The following is a 16,096-nucleotide window of genomic DNA, read 5'->3' on the forward strand; positions in this document are numbered from 1 at the left end:
GGTTCGCGCGCAGCCTCGCGACGCTTCCGGAGGACCTGCCCGCCTGCCGGCCGACCATCTTCTTCGCGGTCCCGCGCGTGTGGCAGAAGATCCACGACGGCGTGCTCGAGCAGGTCGGCAGGCAGACGGGTGTCGCGCGCGAGCTCGCGCACCGCTACTTCGCGCTCGGGCCGGCGTGGGTCGCGAGCGAGCAGGGCCGCGAGCCGATGCCGGCGACGAAGCGCGTGCTGTACCGGGTCCTCGACCGGCTCGTCGGGGCGAAGATCCGTGCCCGCGTCGGCCTCGACCGCGCGCGCGTGCTCGTCTCGGGTGCTGCACCCGTCCCCGCAGAGCTGCTCGGGTGGCTGCACGGCGTCGGCCTGCGCGTCGGCGAGGTGTACGGCCAGACCGAGGACTGCGGGCCGACGACGCTCAACCCGCCTGAGCGGATCCGCATCGGCACCGTCGGGCCGCCGCTGCCGACCGTCGAGGTCCGCATCGATCCCGCCGACGGCGAGATCCTCGTGCGCGGTCCGAACGTCTGCCGCGGCTACTTCCGCGACGAGCCCGGCACGCGCGCGCTCATCGACGACGACGGATGGATGCACTCGGGCGACACCGGGAGCTTCGACGAAGCGGGCTACCTCGTCGTCACGGGCCGCAAGAAGGACCTCATCATCACCGCGCAGGGCAAGAACATCGCCCCGCAGGAGATCGAGACGCGCCTGCAGTACCAGCCGCTGATCTCGCAGGCCGTCGTCATCGGCGAGGGGCGTCCCTACCTGACCGCGCTGCTCACGCTCGACGCCGACGACCTCGCGGCCTGGACGCGCGACAACGGGAAGCAGGGCGGTCGCGACGCGCTCGCCGATGACCCTGCGCTGCAGGCCGCGGTGCAGCGCGGCGTCGAGCGTGTGAACGAGGAATTGTCGCGGCCGGAGACGATCCGCAAGTGGCGGATCCTCCCGCGCGACTTCTCCGTCGAGTCCGGGGAGATGACGCCGACGATGAAGGTGAAGCGTTCGGTCGTGGGCGAGCGCTACCGCGACGAGATCGAGGAGATGTACGCGGAGCCCCGCGGATGAGGGGCTTCTGGGAACGTCTCACCGACTTCATCTGTCGCCGCCACACCGCCATCCTCGTCGCCGCGCTCGTCGCCACGATCGGGCTCGCGGTCGGCGGGACGCTGATCAAGTTCGAGACGAGCCAGGACGCGCTCATCGGCGGCGGGTCGACGGTCGCGAAGCAGAACCACCGCTACCAGTCGACGTTCGGCGGCGAGGCGATGCTCACCGTGTACCACGGCGACATCGAGAAGCTGTTCACGCCCACGAACATCGCGCGGATGCAGGCGCTCGAGGACGACCTGCACCGCACCGGGCTGTACCGCTACGTGCTCAGCCCGCTCACCGCGATGCGGTTCGCGCAGGGTGAGCTGAAGGTCGGCCCGCAGCTGTTCGACATCTCGATCAAGAACGACCCCGCGCACGCGGCGCAGTACAACGCAGTGCTGTCCGGCGAGCTCGCGCGGCTGTCGAAGGTCACCGGTCCGCAGGACCTCACGAACCCGTCGTTCGTACGGTTCCTGCTCTACGACGCGAACGGCAACATCCGCTCCGCGCTCAACACGAACTTCATCGACAAGCAGCACGCGTTGATGATCGTGCGCCTCTACGGCAACGATCCGATCGGCCGCATGGGGAACGCGGCGGACACCGTGAAGCGGCTCGTCGCGAAGCACCACCTCGACGGGTTCACCACGCTGTCGACCGGGCCGGCGGTGCTGCTGCAGACGATCAACGACTACCTGCAGCACGGCATCGTGACGCTCGGCGCGCTCGCGGTGCTCGTGATGATCGTCGTGCTCTGGCTCGTGTTCCGTGTGCGGTCACGGTTGCTCGCGCTGCTGTGCGTCGTCGTCTCGGCCGTGTCGACGTTCGGGATCATGGGCCTGATCGGACTCCCGCTGACGCTCGTCACGATCTCGGGCCTCCCGATCCTCATCGGCATCGGGGTCGACTTCGCGATCCAGATGCACAGCCGGTTCGAGGAGGAGCTCGCGTACGACCACGACCCGGGTGCCGCGATGTCACGCGTCATGGTCGATCTCGCGCCCGCGCTGTCGATCGCGATGATCGCGGCCGTCCTCGGGTTCGTCGCGATGCAGATCTCGAAGGTGCCGATGATCCGCCAGTTCGGCGCGATGCTCGACCTCGGCGTCGCGGTCATCTTCGTCGTCGTACTGTTGTTCCCGCTCGCGTTCCTCTTCCGGCGCGAGCAGAAGCACCCGTCGCCGCCGACGCCGCCGCCGACGGCCCGGGAGCCGCTCGAGCGCGGCGTGCGCGCGCTCGCGCTCGCGGCACGCGGCGCCGTCCTCCCGATGGTTCTGGTCGGGCTCGTGATCGTCGTCGCAGGGTTCGCGGTCGACGGAAAGTTCACGATCCAGACCGACCCGGAGAAGTGGATCCCGCCGGGCAGCTCGACCGAGCAGGGCCTGAAACAGCTTCGCGCGCAGGCGGGGTTCTCGACCGAGCTCGACTTCCTGGTCGAGGCGCCCGACGTGATCGAGACGCGCGTCGCGCAGTGGATGGACGCGTACGCGAACGGCGAGAAGGCGAAGTACCCGCACGCGATCGTCGCGACGACCAGCCTGCCCGGCGTGATCAGCGGCGTGACCGGTGGTCCGCCGTTCCGCGAGCAGATGGAGCTGATGCTGTCCGTCGCGCCGCCCGACGTGAGGACCGCGTTCGTGAGCCCGGACCACACGAAGGCGAACCTCATCTTCCCGATCGCCAACATCTCGCTGCACGACCGCGGGGTGCTCCTCGACCGGATGCGCGCCGATGCCCACCCGCCGCCGGGCGTGCACGTGACCGCCTCGGGCCTCGTGGTCGTCGGCATCGCGCTCGTCGACGCGCTCCAGGCGAACCGCACCGGCATGACGTACGTCGCGCTCGGGCTCGTGGCCCTGTGGTTGCTCGTCTACTACCGCAACCTCGTGAAGACGATCCTCACGCTCGTCCCCGTGCTGATCGCGGTCGGCCTGTCGTCGCTCGTCGTGTACGCGACCGGTCTCGAGCTCAGCCCGCTGACGAGCGTGGCGGGGCCGCTCGTCATCGCGGTCGGCACCGAGTTCGCGGTGCTGATCCTCACGCGCTACGTCGAGGAACGGGAGCGGGGCCGGAGCCGCGAGGACGCCGTCGACGTCGGCGCGGTGCGGATCGGCCGGGCGTTCGTCGCGTCGGGACTGACGCTCGTGGGCGGTTTCGCGGTCATCGCGCTGTCGGCGTTCCCGCTGCTACGCGACTTCGGGATCATCGTCGCCCTGAACACGCTGGTCGCGCTGCTCGTCGCGCTCATCGTCCTCCCGCCGCTGCTCGTCTGGGCCGACCGTCACCCGCGCCTCGGCGGCTTCTCTCCGGGCTTCGACCCCGAGCGTGCTGAGGAGCGGGAGGTCGAGCACCGCGACATCGGTCTCACACAAGGCACCTGAGCGTCTGGCGAGGCGCGCCGGGGCAAGGTAGACACAACGGCCGGGCCTCTTCGACGTCGTGTGATTCGCGGTACCGCTGAGTGCTGCGTGCAGGAGGCGCGGAGGCGGAGGTGGTCGCATGGCGAAGGTTGCCGCGCTCGGGCTCGACGCCGCGGAGTGGCAGTTCACGGAGGAGCTCGTCGCCGCGGGCGACATGCCGCACCTCGCCGCCCTTCGCGAACGCTCGCTGGTGTGCCGTCTCGAGGGTCCCCGGCTCTACCGCTCCGAGGTCCCGTGGCCCCGCTTCGCCACCGGCCGCAGTGGGCTCGGGATGGGCTACTGGGGGACGATGACCTTCGACCCCCGGACGTATCGCGCGGTCGGGCGCGGCGCGTACATCGGGCGCCCGTTCTGGGCGCGTCCCGACGTGCGCAGCCTCGTGTTCGACGTGCCCGAGGTCGGCATGCACGCCGACGTGCTCGGCACGCAGATCACGGCGTGGGGCGCGCACTCCCCCGAGTACCCGCGCGCGTCACGCCCGGTCGGCTTGCTCACGGAGCTGGACGAGCGGTTCGGTCCGCACCCCGCGTTCGCGAACGACTGCGACCCGGGATGGCACTCGCCCGAGTACCTCGACAACCTCACGCGCGCGCTGCAAACCGGCGCGCACCGGCGCATGGACGCGCTCGAGTGGTTGCTCGATCGCGACGACTACGACTTCGTCCTCGTCGCGATGTCCGAGGCGCATTCCGGTGGCCACCACCTCTGGCACGGCGCGGATCCCGACCATCCGCTCGCCGCGTCACCGCTCGCGGGCATCGCGCGCCGGCACCTGCGGACCGTGTTCCGCACCCTCGACGAGTGCGTCGGCCGCTTCGTGGACGCGGTCGGTCCCGATACGACGACGGTCGTCTTCTCGCTCCACGGCTTCGTCGGTGACGGCAACGACCTGCCGTCCGCCGTGTTGCTCCCCGAGCTCCTGCACCGCGCGCACTTCGGCCGGGGCCTGCTGAAGAGTCCTGACACCGCGGCATGGCGCGCCGCCGGGATGCCCCCGGTCGTGCCGCGCCGCGACGAGCACTGGATCGCGTACATGTCCGAGCGCTTCGGCGAACGTCCGCGCGACCACCTGCGCAACGTCGTCAAGCGGACGGTGCCGCGCCGCGTGCTCGAACCGGCACGGCGCGCACTGGGTCGCCCGCCCGGGACGCTCGGGCCGTTCACGACGCCGATCCCGCCCGAGGATCGGCGTGACGTCGGCGAGCTGCGCGCCGACCCACGCGACCCCGACTACCAGATCGCGTGGAGGTATCACGCGCACTGGCCGCAGATGCGCGCGTTCGCGCTGCCGACCGTCTCGGACGGGCACGTCCGCGTCAACGTCCGGGGACGTGAAGCGCGCGGCATCGTGCCCCCGGAAGACCTCGCCACGACGTGCGACGAGATCGTCGACCTCGTGCGCGCGTGCACCAACCCGCGCACGGGACGGTCGGTCGTCGCCGACGCGATCCGCACGCGTGACGACCCGGCGCAGCCCGGCCCGCCGGCCGACCTCGTGATCCTCTGGGACGGTGCACCGGACACGTTCGACCATCCTGAGCTCGGAACGATCGGGCCGTTCCCGTACTGCCGGACCGGTGAGCACAGCACGCACGGGTTCGCGCTCGTCGCCGGTCCGGGGATCGTCCCCGGCGACGTCGGCACCCGCAACGTCCTCGACCTCACCCCGACGGTGCTGTCGTTGCTCGGCCAGTCGCTCGGCGACGGCGAGTACGAGGGCGTCCCGCTGCCGATCGGAGCGCCCGCGTGACGGCGCCCACCGAGCCGCGCCCGTCGCCGCGCGTCAGCGTCTGCATCGTCAACCACAACTACGCCGAGTACCTCGCCGACGCGATCGACAGCGCGCTCGCGCAGGACTACGCGGATCTCGAGGTCGTCGTCGTCGACGACGGCAGCACGGACGACTCCGTCGCCGTCGCCCGGCGATACGGGCATCGCGTGCGCCTGGTCACCAAGCCCAACGGCGGGCAGGGCTCCGCGATGAACGCGGCGTTCACGGCCGCGACCGGCGACGTCGTGCTGTTCCTCGACGCCGACGACATGTTGACGGACGGCATCGTCGCCGCGGTCGCGTCGGCGTTCCGCGATCCGTCGCTCGCCAAGGTGCAGTTCGCGCTGGAGGCCGTCGACTCCGACGGCACGCCGCTCGGCGTCAGGATCCCGGGCCCGCACGCGATCCCCGTCAACGGGGATCTCCGTCACCACGTCCTCCGAACCCGCAACTATCCCTGGCCGCCGAACAGCGGCAACGCGTTCTCGGCCGACGCGCTCGCGGTGGTGCTGCCCGTCCCCGAGGACGCATACCGGATCGACGCCGACTGCTACCTCGCGGAGACGGTTCCGCTGTGCGGACGCATCGCGACGCTCGACCGCGTCGGTGCGCTGTACCGGTGGCACGGCGCGAACAACTTCATCGGCCGCGACGGCCTCCGCGAGTGGTTGTACCGCAAGATGCGGCTCACCGCGATCGGGCACGCGGAGGTCCGCCGGATCGCGGGGACGCTCGGGCTCCCGCTCGACGGGTGCCCCACCGATCCGGCTCGCGTCCCCGACATCGCACACCTGGGCGTCCGCCTCGCGTCCGTGCGTCTCGACGCGGCGAGGCACCCGATCCGGGGCGACACCCCGCGTGCGCTCGCCCTCCGAGGGATCCGCGCCTGCCTGACCCACCCGTACGTGCCGATGGTCGGGCGGCTCGAGCGGGCCACGTGGTTCGCCGCGATCGGGTTCCTGCCCGGTCCGCTCGCCCGCCCCATCGTGGAGACGTACATCCCGGACGGCCCGAATCGCGGCCGCGCCAACCCCCGACTCGGCCGCAGGAGCCGCGCGCGCCGACGCGAGCCGGGTCCCGCGCTCGCGCGCGGAGCGCAACGGGACCGCGATCGGCACGACCTCGGCGTGACCGGCCGCATCTGACGAGACGCCGCGTCACCGCGGCCACACCGTGTGACCGCCGCCGTGAGGGCAGTCGAGCGCCCAGCGGGCCGCCGCACCCGGACACGACGGTCGTGACCAGGAAAAATGGGTCGAACGACCCCTGGTAACCCGTCGCCGTCCGAGGTAAACACTTCCCAGGGCTCGGTACGCAGGGTGCGGGCGACGTCACGTCGCGCCGTGAGTACCGAGGGGAGCGGCGGGGAGAGGGCGGAATGGCGAAGGTTGCCGCGCTCGGCCTGGACGCGGCCGAGTGGACGTTCATCGAGGATCTCCTCGCGCGAGGAGTGATGCCCCACCTCGCGCAGCTCCGCGAACGCTCGGCGGTCGCCCGCCTCGGGAACGTCACCGCCTACCGCTCGGAGCTGCCCTGGACGCAGTTCGCCACCGGACACGACGCCCGCAACCTCGGGTACTGGGGGACCGTCGCGTTCGACCCCGAGACGTACCGGGCCACCGCGGCCGGCGCGCTCGACGCGAAGCCGTTCTGGGCCCGACCCGGCCTGCGCTCCCTCGTGTTCGACGTCCCGCACACCGTGCTGCGCGACGACGTCGACGGGACCCAGGTCACGGCGTGGGGCGCGCACTCACCCGAGTACCCGCGCGCGTCGCGCCCCGCCGGCGTGCTCGCGGACATCGACGCACGCATCGGCCGGCACCCTGCCTTCGCGAACGACTCGGACCCGGGCTGGTACTCGGCCGAGTACCTCGAGAACCTCGCCGGCGCGTTGCGCCTCGGCGCGCACCGCCGCATCGACGCCGTCGAGTCGCTCGTCGCGTCGGGCGACTACGACTTCGTCGTCACGACGATGTCGGAGGCGCACTCCGGCGGCCATCACCTCTGGCACGGCGTCGACCCCGCGCACCCGCTCGCCCGCACCGGCACGGCCGAGATCGCGCGACACCACATGATCTCGGTGTACCGGTCGCTCGACGACTGCATCGGGCGGTTCGTCCGGCTCTTCGGTGACGACACTGCGGTCGTCGTGTTCTCGCTCCACGGCATGCAGACGAACGCCAACGACCTGCCGTCGATGGTGCTGCTCCCCGAGCTCCTCCATCGCGACAGGTTCGGAGCCCGGATCCTGCGCGATCCCGACCAGCGCGCCTGGCGTGCCGCGGGGATGCCGCCGGTCGTCCCGCCCGGAGACCGCACGTGGATCGGCCTGATGGCCGAGCGCTTCGCGGACAGTCGCGCCGCCTCCGTGCGCAACGCGGTCAAGCGCGCGCTCCCGCGCCGGGTCCTGCATCCAGTCCGCCGTGCGCTCGGCCGCCCGGGCGACCGTCTCGGTCCGCTCGCGACGCCGATCCCGCCCGAGGACCGGCGTGACCGCGACGCATTGACGCTCGGCGCTCGCGAGCCCGACTACCAGATCGTGTGGCGGTATCACGAGCACTGGCCGCGGATGCGTGCGTTCGCGCTGCCCACCTTCTCCGACGGACACGTGCGCATCAACGTGCGCGGGCGCGAGCGCGACGGGATGGTCGCGCCCGACGACTTCGCCGTCGCGTGCGAGGAGGTGGTGCAGCTCGTGAGCGAGTGCCGCGACCCGCGTACGGGCGCGCCCGTGCTCGCGGACGCGATCCGGACCCGCGCGCGGCCCGGTGACGACGGGCCTGCGGCCGACCTCGTGCTGCTGTGGGCCGGCTGCGCCGACGCGTTCGAGCACCCCCGCGTCGGGACGATCGGGCCGTTCCCGTTCTGCCGCACGGGCGAGCACAGCTCGAACGGGTTCGCGATGGTCGCCGGCCCGAACGTCGAGCCGGGCGACGTCGGGAAACGCAGCGCGTTCGACCTCACGCCGACGCTCCTCGCGCTGCTCGGCGAGGAACCCGGCGAGGATCTGGCCGGCCGGCCGTTCCCGATCGCGGTGCGGACATGAACGGAAGGGACGCGACGACCTCCGGGGGGCGGGCGATGAGCAGCACCGCGACGGCGTTGGACGGACACGGACGGGACCGTGCGCACCTGCGGGTCGTCGATCCCGATGCGTCGGCGCTCGACACCGTCAAGGTCAGCGTCTGCGTCATCAACTTCAACTACGCACGGTTCCTGCCCGACGCGATCGAGAGCGCGCTCGCGCAGGACCACGGCAACCTCGAGGTCCTCGTCGTCGACGACGGCAGCACCGACGACTCCGTCGCGGTCGCGCAGCGCTACGCGCCGCGCGTGCGCGTCATCCGCAAGCAGAACGGCGGTCAGGGCTCCGCGCTCAACGCCGCGTTCACGGCCGCGACCGGCGACGTCATCTTCTTCCTCGACGCCGACGACATGCTGACACCGGGGACGGTCCGTCTCGCCGCCAGCGCCTACTACGAGGACCCTCGCGTCGCGAAGATCCAGTTCGGCATGGAGATCGTCGACGGCGCGGGGACGCCCGTCGGGCGCCAGATCCCGGGTCCGAACACCGAGTTCCCCAGCGGCGACCTCAGCCGGCGCGTTCTGCGGGCCCGCAACTACCCGTGGCCGCCGAGCAGTGCGAACGCGTACTCGGTGCGCGCCCTCAGCATCGCCCTGCCGATCCCCGAAGACGTCTACCGCGGCGACACCGACTGCTACCTCGCCGAGACCACGCCGCTGTGCGGGCCGATCCGCTCGTTCCGTCACATCGGCGCGCTGTACCGCTGGCACGGGAGCAACGACTTCGCGGGCAGCGCCGGCGGCGTGTCGTGGCTGCACCACAAGATCGACCTCGTGCACGCCGGTCACGAGAGCGTCTGTCGCGTCGCGCGCGACGTCGGGCTCTCGATGCGGGGCGCGCCGCGCGACGCGGACGCCGTACCCGACATGGCCTTCCTCGGCGTGCGGCTCGGTTCCGTCCGTCTCGACCCGGCGTCGCACCCCATCCGCGGCGACGGCCCGCGCCGGCTCGCGCTGCGGGGGATCGTCGCGGCCTTGCGCCACCCGTACCTGTCGACGCCCGCGCGCGTGAAGCGCATCGCGTGGTTCGTCGCGGCCGGGTTCCTACCTCAACGCGCCGCGGCACGCGTCTGCGACGCGTTCATCCCGGACGGTCCGTACCGGCCGCGGTGGGAGCGACTCTTCGGTCGCTCGTCCGACGAGACGCTGGCGGAGTCGAACGCCAGGACCCGCGCAGTCGCTGGGTGACAGTTTCAAGCGCGCGCACGGCGAGGTACGCGACGCACGTCGTCGCGACGCCCGCGACCGCGTCGAGCAGCCAGTGGTTCCCGGTCACGACGATCGCGAGCGCGATGGTGAACGGGTACGCGACGAGCAGCGCGCGTGACCACCAGCGGCGCAGCTGCGGGTACAGCGCGAAGACGCACCACGACGACCACCCGAGGTGCAGGCTCGGCACGGCGGCGTAGAGGTTGCCGAACGCGTTCTTGTCGGCGTGGGCGGGCTTCCCGAGGCCGAAGAACTTGTACGCGGTGTCGACGAAGTCGTAGTGGGCGGGCATCAGGCGCGGCGGCATGACGGGATACACCCAGAACCCGAGGAGCCCGAGGCCGAGCACGAGACCCAGCACGTTGCGCCAGCGGACGTAGCGCGCGGGCGCCTTCCGGTACAGCCACACCAGCACGACGACCGGCATGACGAAGTGGATGCTGCCGTACCAGATGTTCTCGAACGAGATGAACGGGTGGTACGGCAGGAAGAAGTGTTGGAGGGCGTGCTCCCAGTAGATGTGGAGCGTCCTCTCCGCGTGCACGATCTGCTTCGCGTTGCGGAAGGCGAGCCCGGTAGGGCCCTGCACGTGATCGCGCAGCGAGTCGTACAGGTAGTAGACCGCGAAGACGACCACGATCTCGCCGATCCACCCGAACCGGACTCGTCGCGAGAGCGGTTCACGCGGGCGCGGCTCGTCGACGGTCGTGGATCGGGGCGCGGGCTGCGGACGGGGGACGGGCTCGGCGGCGTGCATGACGGCGCCACCAGCGTAGGGCTGCCGCCGGTTCGTTCCCGGAGCCGGGCGGCTACGGGGTCGGCTCGCGGCGCTTGATCGAGAACGTGGCGGTCGCGGATGCGACGACGTCGCCGTCGGCGTCACGGACGGTCGCCTCGACGAACGCGACGCTGCGTGCGAGGCGCGCGACCTCGCCCCGGACGCGCAGCGGGTCGCCCTGCTTCGCGCCGCGCGGCATCGAGTACTGCAGTTGCAGCGTCGACGCGCGGTCGCCGCGCTCGAGCGCCGCGTTGAGCGCGAAGTTCATGGCCGCGTCGAGCACGACGCCGTAGACGCCGCCGTGCACGATCCCGAACAGGTTCGACGCCATCTCGGTGGGATCCCACCGGGCTTCCGACCATCCGTCGCCGTAGGACTCGAACGAGAGCCCGATCGCGCCGAGCAGCGGCATGCCGCCGTCGCCGAGTTGGGAGTCCATGTCACGCATGCGGGCGGAATGTACGCCAGTTCGTCGGCGGCACCTCCGGGCATACACTTGACCAGCCGGTCCAGTTGCTTCCCGGGAGGCCTTTCCATGCCCACCGCAGTGATCGTCGACGCCGTTCGCACCGCACTCGGTCGCCGCAACGGGAAGCTCAAGGACACCCACCCCGTCGACCTCGCCGCGATCACGCTCCAGGCGCTCGTCGAGCGCAACGGCCTCGATCCCGCGCTGATCGACGACGTGATCATGGGCTGCGTCATGCAGGTCGGCGACCAGGCCGTCAACGTCGGGCGCAACGCGCTCCTCGCGGCCGGGTTCCCGGAGACCGTGACCGGGACGACGGTCGACCGCCAGTGCGGCTCGTCGCAGCAGGCCGCCCACTTCGCCGCGCAGGGTGTGATCGCGGGCGCGTACGACGTCGTCGTCGCCGCGGGCGTCGAGAACATGACGCGGGTCCCGATGGGCGCGTCGTTCATCGCGGGCAGCGTCCCGTTCGGGCCGCGCGTCATGGAGCGCTACAACCTGGTTCCGCAGGGCATCTCGGCCGAGCTGATCGCCGAGAAGTGGAACATCTCCCGCGAGGACAACGACCGGCTGTCGCTGGAGTCGCACCAGCGGGCTGCACGCGCGACCGACGAAGGTCGGTTCGAGCGCGAGATCGTGCCGGTGACCGTCACCACCGAGGGCGGCACCGAGGAGTTCCGCGTCGACGAGGGCATCCGCCGCGACACGACGATGGAGAAGCTCGCGAGCCTCAAGCCCGCGTTCAAGCCGGACGGCGTCGTCACCGCGGGGAACTCGAGCCAGATCAGCGACGGCGCGTCCGCGCTCCTCATCATGAGCGAGGAGAAGGCCGCGCAGCTCGGTCTCACCCCACGGGCCCGCTTCCACGCGTTCGCGCTGGCGGGCGTCGACCCGGTGATGATGCTGACCGGTCCGATCCCCGCGACGACGAAGGTGCTCGAGCGGGCCAAGATGACGCTCGACCAGATGGACCTCGTCGAGATCAACGAGGCGTTCGCTCCCGTTGTGCTCGCATGGCAGCAGGAGCACCACCCCGACATGAGCAAGGTCAACGTGAACGGCGGCGCGATCGCGATCGGTCACCCGCTCGGGTGCTCGGGCGCGCGACTGATGACCACGTTGCTCAACGAGCTCGAGCGCACGGGCGGCCGGTGGGGCCTGCAGACGATGTGCGAGGGCGGCGGCATGGCCAACGCCACCATCATCGAACGACTCGGGTGACGCGCCGGGCGGTCGTTCGCCGCGCCGGAGCGTGATGCTCGCGCTCAAGATCGTCGTCGCGGTCGTCGCCGCGCTCGTCATCTACGTCGTCGTCGCGGGGATGATCCGCTCGTTCAACGCCGAGCCCGAACCGGAGCCCGAGCCGGGCGAGCTGCATCCCGTCGACTACCGCTACCGCTGCGTCGTGTGCGGTGCCGAGGTCACGATGACGGCCGCCCCGACCGAGGACATCCCAGAGCCGCCCCGCCACTGCCGCGAGGCGATGGCCCTGGTCGTGGAGGCCGACGGTCCCTGACGACCGCCCCGCCCGGCTCGTTGTCCACAGACTGGGGACAACGCTGTGGGGAAGTTACACCGGTGGTATTCGGGCTGGCGCCTCAGCGGTAGCGCGTGGCGAAGACGAAGCCGGCGCAGATCTCGACCAGGCCCAGGATCAGGTAGCGGTTCTGGGCGCCGTCGGGGAAGAGGCCCAGGTAGTTCACGACGACGACCGCCGTGCCGAGCAGCAGCAGCGTGAACATCGCGGTCGGCACCCACAGCGGGCTCGACGGCGCCTTCTTCGGCGGGGGCGGCGTGTAGCGGGACCGCTTGCTCTTCGACTGCGGCACGGCCCACAAGATATCGACGGCTCCCGCCCACCCCGCGGCCGGTACCGTGGCGGGCGTGCCCGGTGCGCGCGTGCTCGTGATCGACAACTACGACTCGTTCGTCTACAACCTCGTGCAGTACCTCGGGGAGCTGGGCGCGGAGCCCGTCGTGCACCGTCACGACGCGATCACGCTCGACGAGGCGCGTGCGATCGAGCCCGACGCGCTCCTCGTGTCGCCCGGACCCGGCCGCCCGGAGGACGCCGGCATCTCCGACGACGCGATCCGCGCGTTCGGCGAGGACGGCATCCCGGTGCTCGGCGTGTGCCTCGGCATGCAGTGCATCGGGCAGGTGTACGGCGGCGAGATCGTCCGCGCGCCGCGCGTCATGCACGGCAAGACGTCCGAGATCCGCCACGACGGCCGGGGTGTGTTCGAGGGCCTGCCCGACGTGCTGACCGCGACGCGCTACCACTCGCTCGTCGTCGAACGCGAGAGCGTGCCTTCGTGTCTCGCGATGACGGCCGAGGCGGAGGACGGCACGGTCATGGGGCTTCGCCACCGCGACCACCCGATCGAGGGGGTGCAGTTCCACCCCGAGTCGATCCTCACCGACGCCGGTCACGACATGCTCCGCAACTTCCTGGCGCGCACCTCGGCGCCGGTCTGACACGCGCAGCCCCTTCGCGTCGCACCCGTCCTTCCGCGTTGGGACGGTTTGTCGCGCATACGCCGCGGAAACGTCCCAATGCAGCGGTCGGGTGGGACGGGAGGGATCAGGGCAGGCGCGCGAGATCGCCGTCGACGACCGCGAGGCCGTCGTCGACGAGTGACGCGAGCGCGTCGGCGTCCAGCCCGGCGAGTGCGCTCGGTGCGCGGCGCAACGCGGCGAGCACCGTGCCGCGTCGTTCACGGAACGAGCCCGCGAACGCGGGTTGGCGGGATGCCCGCGTCTCGCCGTCGACGGGCCCGCGCGCGGCACAGCGTCCGCGCAGCGGGCACGCGTCACACCGCGGCTCGCGCGGGCGACACAGCAGCGCGCCGACGTCCATCAGCGCGAGGAGCCGATCGCGCCCGCGCAGCGGCGCGCCGATCTCGACGGCCGCGCGCTCCGCGTCACGCGTCGTGAGCCGCGCACCTCGCACGCGTTCGACGACGCGTCGCACGTTCACCTCGACCGCGGGCACGTCGACGTCCTCCGCCTGGGCGAGCACCGCGTTCGCGGTGTAGCGACCGACGCCGGGGAGCGACGCGAGGTCGTCGGGCCAACCGTGTACGTCGATCACCGTCGCGGCCTCCCACAACCGCCGCGCGCGTCGCGGGTAGCCGAGGCGACCCCACGCCTCGATCACCGCGCCCGGCCCGGCGTCGGCCATCGCCGCGGGCGTCGGGAAGCGGGTGATGAACGCGTCCCACGCCGCGCAGACGCGCGGCACCTGCGTCTGGTGGAGCATGACCTCGCTGACGAGGATCGCCCAGCGGTCGCGCGTCGCTCGCCACGGCAGGCCGTGACGGCCGTGCGCGCGGTACCACGCGCGGAGGCTCGTCACGACGTGGTGGTCGTGCCCGCGGTCGTCGTCGAGGTCGCCTGCCCGACCGTGATCGTCACTGTCGAGCCTTGCGGCGCGGACGCGTTCGGCAGCGGGCTCTGCGCGATGACGCGGCCGTTGTTCGCCGGTGTCGACGGCTGCGTGAGCACCGACACCTGGAACCCCGCGCCGGTGAGCGCCGCGGTCGCGTCCGACTGCGTCTGACCGAGCACATTCGGCACGGTCGTGGTCTGCGGGCCGGTCGACACGATCAACCGGACCGTCGAACCCTGCGCGGCCTGGCTCCCCGCACTCGGATCCGTCCCGATCACGGTGCCGGCCGGCACGGAGTTGCTCGCCTGACTGATCGTGCGCCCGACGCGGAAGCCCGCGCTGTTCAGCGTCTGTGCCGCGGTGGCGGGGTCGTTGCCGCTGACGTCGGGGATGCGAGTCGCGGCGGGGCCGGACGACACGACGACCGTCACCGTCGAGCCCTTGTCGACCTTCGCCAGCGCGGGCGGGTCGGTGCTGATCACCGAGCCCTTCTGCACGCTCTCGCTCGGCTGGCCCTGCGGCGACACCTTGAGCCCGAGCGCGGTCAGCTGGTTGTTGGCGTCGGTGAACGGCAGGCCGGTCACGTCGGGCACGGTCACCGTCCCGGGGCCGTTGCTCACCTGCAGCGTCACGGTGCTGCCCTTGCCGGCCCTGCTCGCGGCGGCGGGGTCCTGCGACAGCACCGTGCCCGTCGCGGCCGCGTTCGCGACGTGGTCGACCTTCACCTTGAAGCCGGCGTTCTCGAGCGTCGTGCGCGCCGCGGCCTCCTGCTGGCCGACGACGTTCGGCACCGTCACCTTCGGTCCGCTCCCGCCTCTGGTGAGCAGCAGCGCGGCGACGACCGCGGCGATGACGACGAGCAACGCGATCACCGCGATGATCGGACCGCGGCGCGACCGGCGCTCCTCGGTCTGCGTGACGCGCCCGGTCGCCGTCGGCGGCACCGCCGGTGCGGCCACCGTCGGCTGCGCGGCCGTGTAGTCGCCCGTGATCGCGGCGATCTCCGCGGTGACGGGTGCCGCGATCGGTGGTTGACCGCGCAGGAACCGCAGGAGGTCGGTGCGCAGGTCGTCCGCGGACTGGTACCGCGAGTCGGGATCCTTCGCCATCGCGGTGAGCACGATCCGCTCGAGGTCGGGCGACAGGCCGGGCACCTGGCGCGACGGCGCGGACGGCTCCTCGCGCACGTGCTTGTACGCGACCGCGATCGGTGTGTCGCCCGAGAACGGCGGAGCACCCGTCAGCATCTCGTAGAGCACGACGCCGAGCGAGTAGACGTCGGAGCGGCCGTCGACCGGCAGACCCTGCGCCTGCTCGGGCGAGAAGTACGTCGCCGTCCCCATGACCGAACCGGTCTGCGTGAGCGCCTCGCTGGTGCCTGCGCGCGCGATGCCGAAGTCGGTGACCTTCACGACGCCACCCGGCGTGATGAGCACGTTGCCGGGCTTCACGTCGCGGTGGACGACACCGCTCCGGTTCGCGTAGGCGAGCGCGCCCGCGATCTCGGCCGCGATCTGCACGGACTCGTGCACGGGCAGCTTCCCGCGCGAGCGCAGGACCTCACGGAGGCTCTGACCGTCGACGTACTCCATGACGATGAAGTACGTGTCGTCTTCCTGGCCCCAGTCGTAGATCGCGACGATGTTCGGGTGGCTGAGGTTCGCGGCGGCCTGCGCCTCGCGCCGGAACCGCTCGACGAAGCTCGGGTCGCGCGCGAACTCGGGGAACAGCACCTTGACCGCGACCGGGCGGTCGAGGAGCTGGTCGCGCGCCAGGTAGACGTCCGCCATCCCACCGCGGGCGATCGTGCGGACGATCTCGTAGCGGTTGGAGAAGGAGCGCGGGGCCGTCGCCATTCGCTGCGAAACCCTACCGGTCGTCCG

Annotated in this window: 14 protein-coding genes; 9 read left to right on the forward strand and 5 right to left on the reverse strand. The window is 71.6% G+C overall.

Going from position 1 to position 16,096, the window contains the following annotated elements; all coding sequences use genetic code 11:
* The 6 genes from VFC33_14330 to VFC33_14355 form a co-directional block, all read left to right on the forward strand.
* Nucleotides 1–1,064: AMP-binding protein (locus tag VFC33_14330; GenBank protein ID HZR14416.1), on the forward strand; the 1,064-nt coding region annotated here is incomplete at its 5' end.
* Entirely contained in the window at nucleotides 1,061–3,472 is a 2,412-nt protein-coding gene (locus VFC33_14335; GenBank protein HZR14417.1) for an MMPL family transporter, read from the forward strand. The genes VFC33_14330 and VFC33_14335, both read left to right, overlap by 4 nt.
* A gap of 118 nt (nucleotides 3,473–3,590) precedes the next feature.
* Entirely contained in the window at nucleotides 3,591–5,261 is a 1,671-nt protein-coding gene (locus tag VFC33_14340) for a hypothetical protein (protein HZR14418.1), read from the forward strand.
* A complete protein-coding gene (locus tag VFC33_14345) occupies nucleotides 5,258–6,427 on the forward strand; it encodes a glycosyltransferase (GenBank protein ID HZR14419.1) in 1,170 nt (389 codons plus the stop codon). Before VFC33_14340 ends, VFC33_14345 begins: the two co-directional genes overlap by 4 nt.
* 233 nt (nucleotides 6,428–6,660) lie before the next feature.
* Nucleotides 6,661–8,328, forward strand: coding sequence for an alkaline phosphatase family protein (locus tag VFC33_14350; GenBank protein ID HZR14420.1), 1,668 nt, complete (start codon nucleotides 6,661–6,663; stop codon nucleotides 8,326–8,328).
* Between the two features lie 35 nt (nucleotides 8,329–8,363).
* Complete coding sequence (locus tag VFC33_14355; GenBank protein ID HZR14421.1) at nucleotides 8,364–9,554, forward strand: glycosyltransferase family A protein; 1,191 nt, start codon at nucleotides 8,364–8,366, stop codon at nucleotides 9,552–9,554.
* Here the strand turns inward: VFC33_14355 and VFC33_14360 are convergent.
* Both VFC33_14360 and VFC33_14365 read right to left on the reverse strand, forming a co-directional pair.
* The gene (locus VFC33_14360; protein ID HZR14422.1) at nucleotides 9,448–10,332 is read right to left on the reverse strand and encodes a phosphatase PAP2 family protein; all 885 of its coding nucleotides are present in this window, start codon (nucleotides 10,330–10,332) and stop codon (nucleotides 9,448–9,450) included. The genes VFC33_14355 and VFC33_14360 overlap by 107 nt on opposite strands.
* A gap of 52 nt (nucleotides 10,333–10,384) precedes the next feature.
* Nucleotides 10,385–10,801 (reverse strand): PaaI family thioesterase, encoded by a 417-nt coding sequence (locus tag VFC33_14365; GenBank protein HZR14423.1) that lies wholly within the window; start codon nucleotides 10,799–10,801, stop codon nucleotides 10,385–10,387.
* Between the two features lie 87 nt (nucleotides 10,802–10,888).
* Here VFC33_14365 and VFC33_14370 point away from each other — a divergent pair, with 87 nt between their 5' ends.
* Nucleotides 10,889–12,043 carry a thiolase family protein gene (locus VFC33_14370; protein HZR14424.1) on the forward strand — a complete coding sequence of 385 codons (1,155 nt, stop codon included), beginning with the start codon at nucleotides 10,889–10,891 and terminating at the stop codon, nucleotides 12,041–12,043.
* Nucleotides 12,044–12,077: 34 nt separating this feature from the next.
* On the forward strand, nucleotides 12,078–12,338 hold the full coding sequence (locus VFC33_14375) for a hypothetical protein (GenBank protein ID HZR14425.1): 261 nt from the start codon (nucleotides 12,078–12,080) through the stop codon (nucleotides 12,336–12,338).
* 82 nt (nucleotides 12,339–12,420) lie between these two features.
* Here the strand turns inward: VFC33_14375 and VFC33_14380 are convergent, their stop codons facing one another.
* Entirely contained in the window at nucleotides 12,421–12,651 is a 231-nt protein-coding gene (locus tag VFC33_14380; protein HZR14426.1) for a cell division protein CrgA, read from the reverse strand.
* Between the two features lie 55 nt (nucleotides 12,652–12,706).
* On the opposite strand from VFC33_14380, the gene VFC33_14385 reads away from it, so the two are divergent.
* Nucleotides 12,707–13,300, forward strand: a complete 594-nt coding sequence (locus tag VFC33_14385; protein HZR14427.1) for an aminodeoxychorismate/anthranilate synthase component II — start codon at nucleotides 12,707–12,709, stop codon at nucleotides 13,298–13,300.
* Nucleotides 13,301–13,406: 106 nt separating this feature from the next.
* On the opposite strand, the gene VFC33_14390 is transcribed toward VFC33_14385, so the two are convergent.
* On the reverse strand, nucleotides 13,407–14,180 hold the full coding sequence (locus tag VFC33_14390) for an A/G-specific adenine glycosylase (GenBank protein HZR14428.1): 774 nt from the start codon (nucleotides 14,178–14,180) through the stop codon (nucleotides 13,407–13,409).
* The gene (pknB, locus tag VFC33_14395; GenBank protein ID HZR14429.1) at nucleotides 14,177–16,069 is read right to left on the reverse strand and encodes a Stk1 family PASTA domain-containing Ser/Thr kinase; all 1,893 of its coding nucleotides are present in this window, start codon (nucleotides 16,067–16,069) and stop codon (nucleotides 14,177–14,179) included. Before pknB ends, VFC33_14390 begins: the two co-directional genes overlap by 4 nt.
* Between the last annotated feature and the right edge of the window lie 27 nt (nucleotides 16,070–16,096).

Source organism: Acidimicrobiia bacterium (assembly GCA_035651955.1).
Lineage (GTDB): Bacteria > Actinomycetota > Acidimicrobiia > IMCC26256 > JAMXLJ01 > JAMXLJ01.

Bases quoted from the DNA above. Each gene is read 5' to 3' on its own strand.
- VFC33_14375 (HZR14425.1), top strand. From the start codon at position 12,078: ATGCTCGCGCTCAAGATCGTCGTCGCGGTCGTCGCCGCGCTCGTCATC.
- VFC33_14360 (HZR14422.1), bottom strand. From the start codon at position 10,332: ATGCACGCCGCCGAGCCCGTCCCCCGTCCGCAGCCCGCGCCCCGATCC.
- VFC33_14350 (HZR14420.1), top strand. From the start codon at position 6,661: ATGGCGAAGGTTGCCGCGCTCGGCCTGGACGCGGCCGAGTGGACGTTC.
- pknB (HZR14429.1), bottom strand. From the start codon at position 16,069: ATGGCGACGGCCCCGCGCTCCTTCTCCAACCGCTACGAGATCGTCCGC.
- VFC33_14365 (HZR14423.1), bottom strand. From the start codon at position 10,801: ATGCGTGACATGGACTCCCAACTCGGCGACGGCGGCATGCCGCTGCTC.
- VFC33_14335 (HZR14417.1), top strand. From the start codon at position 1,061: ATGAGGGGCTTCTGGGAACGTCTCACCGACTTCATCTGTCGCCGCCAC.
- VFC33_14355 (HZR14421.1), top strand. From the start codon at position 8,364: ATGAGCAGCACCGCGACGGCGTTGGACGGACACGGACGGGACCGTGCG.
- VFC33_14340 (HZR14418.1), top strand. From the start codon at position 3,591: ATGGCGAAGGTTGCCGCGCTCGGGCTCGACGCCGCGGAGTGGCAGTTC.
- VFC33_14370 (HZR14424.1), top strand. From the start codon at position 10,889: ATGCCCACCGCAGTGATCGTCGACGCCGTTCGCACCGCACTCGGTCGC.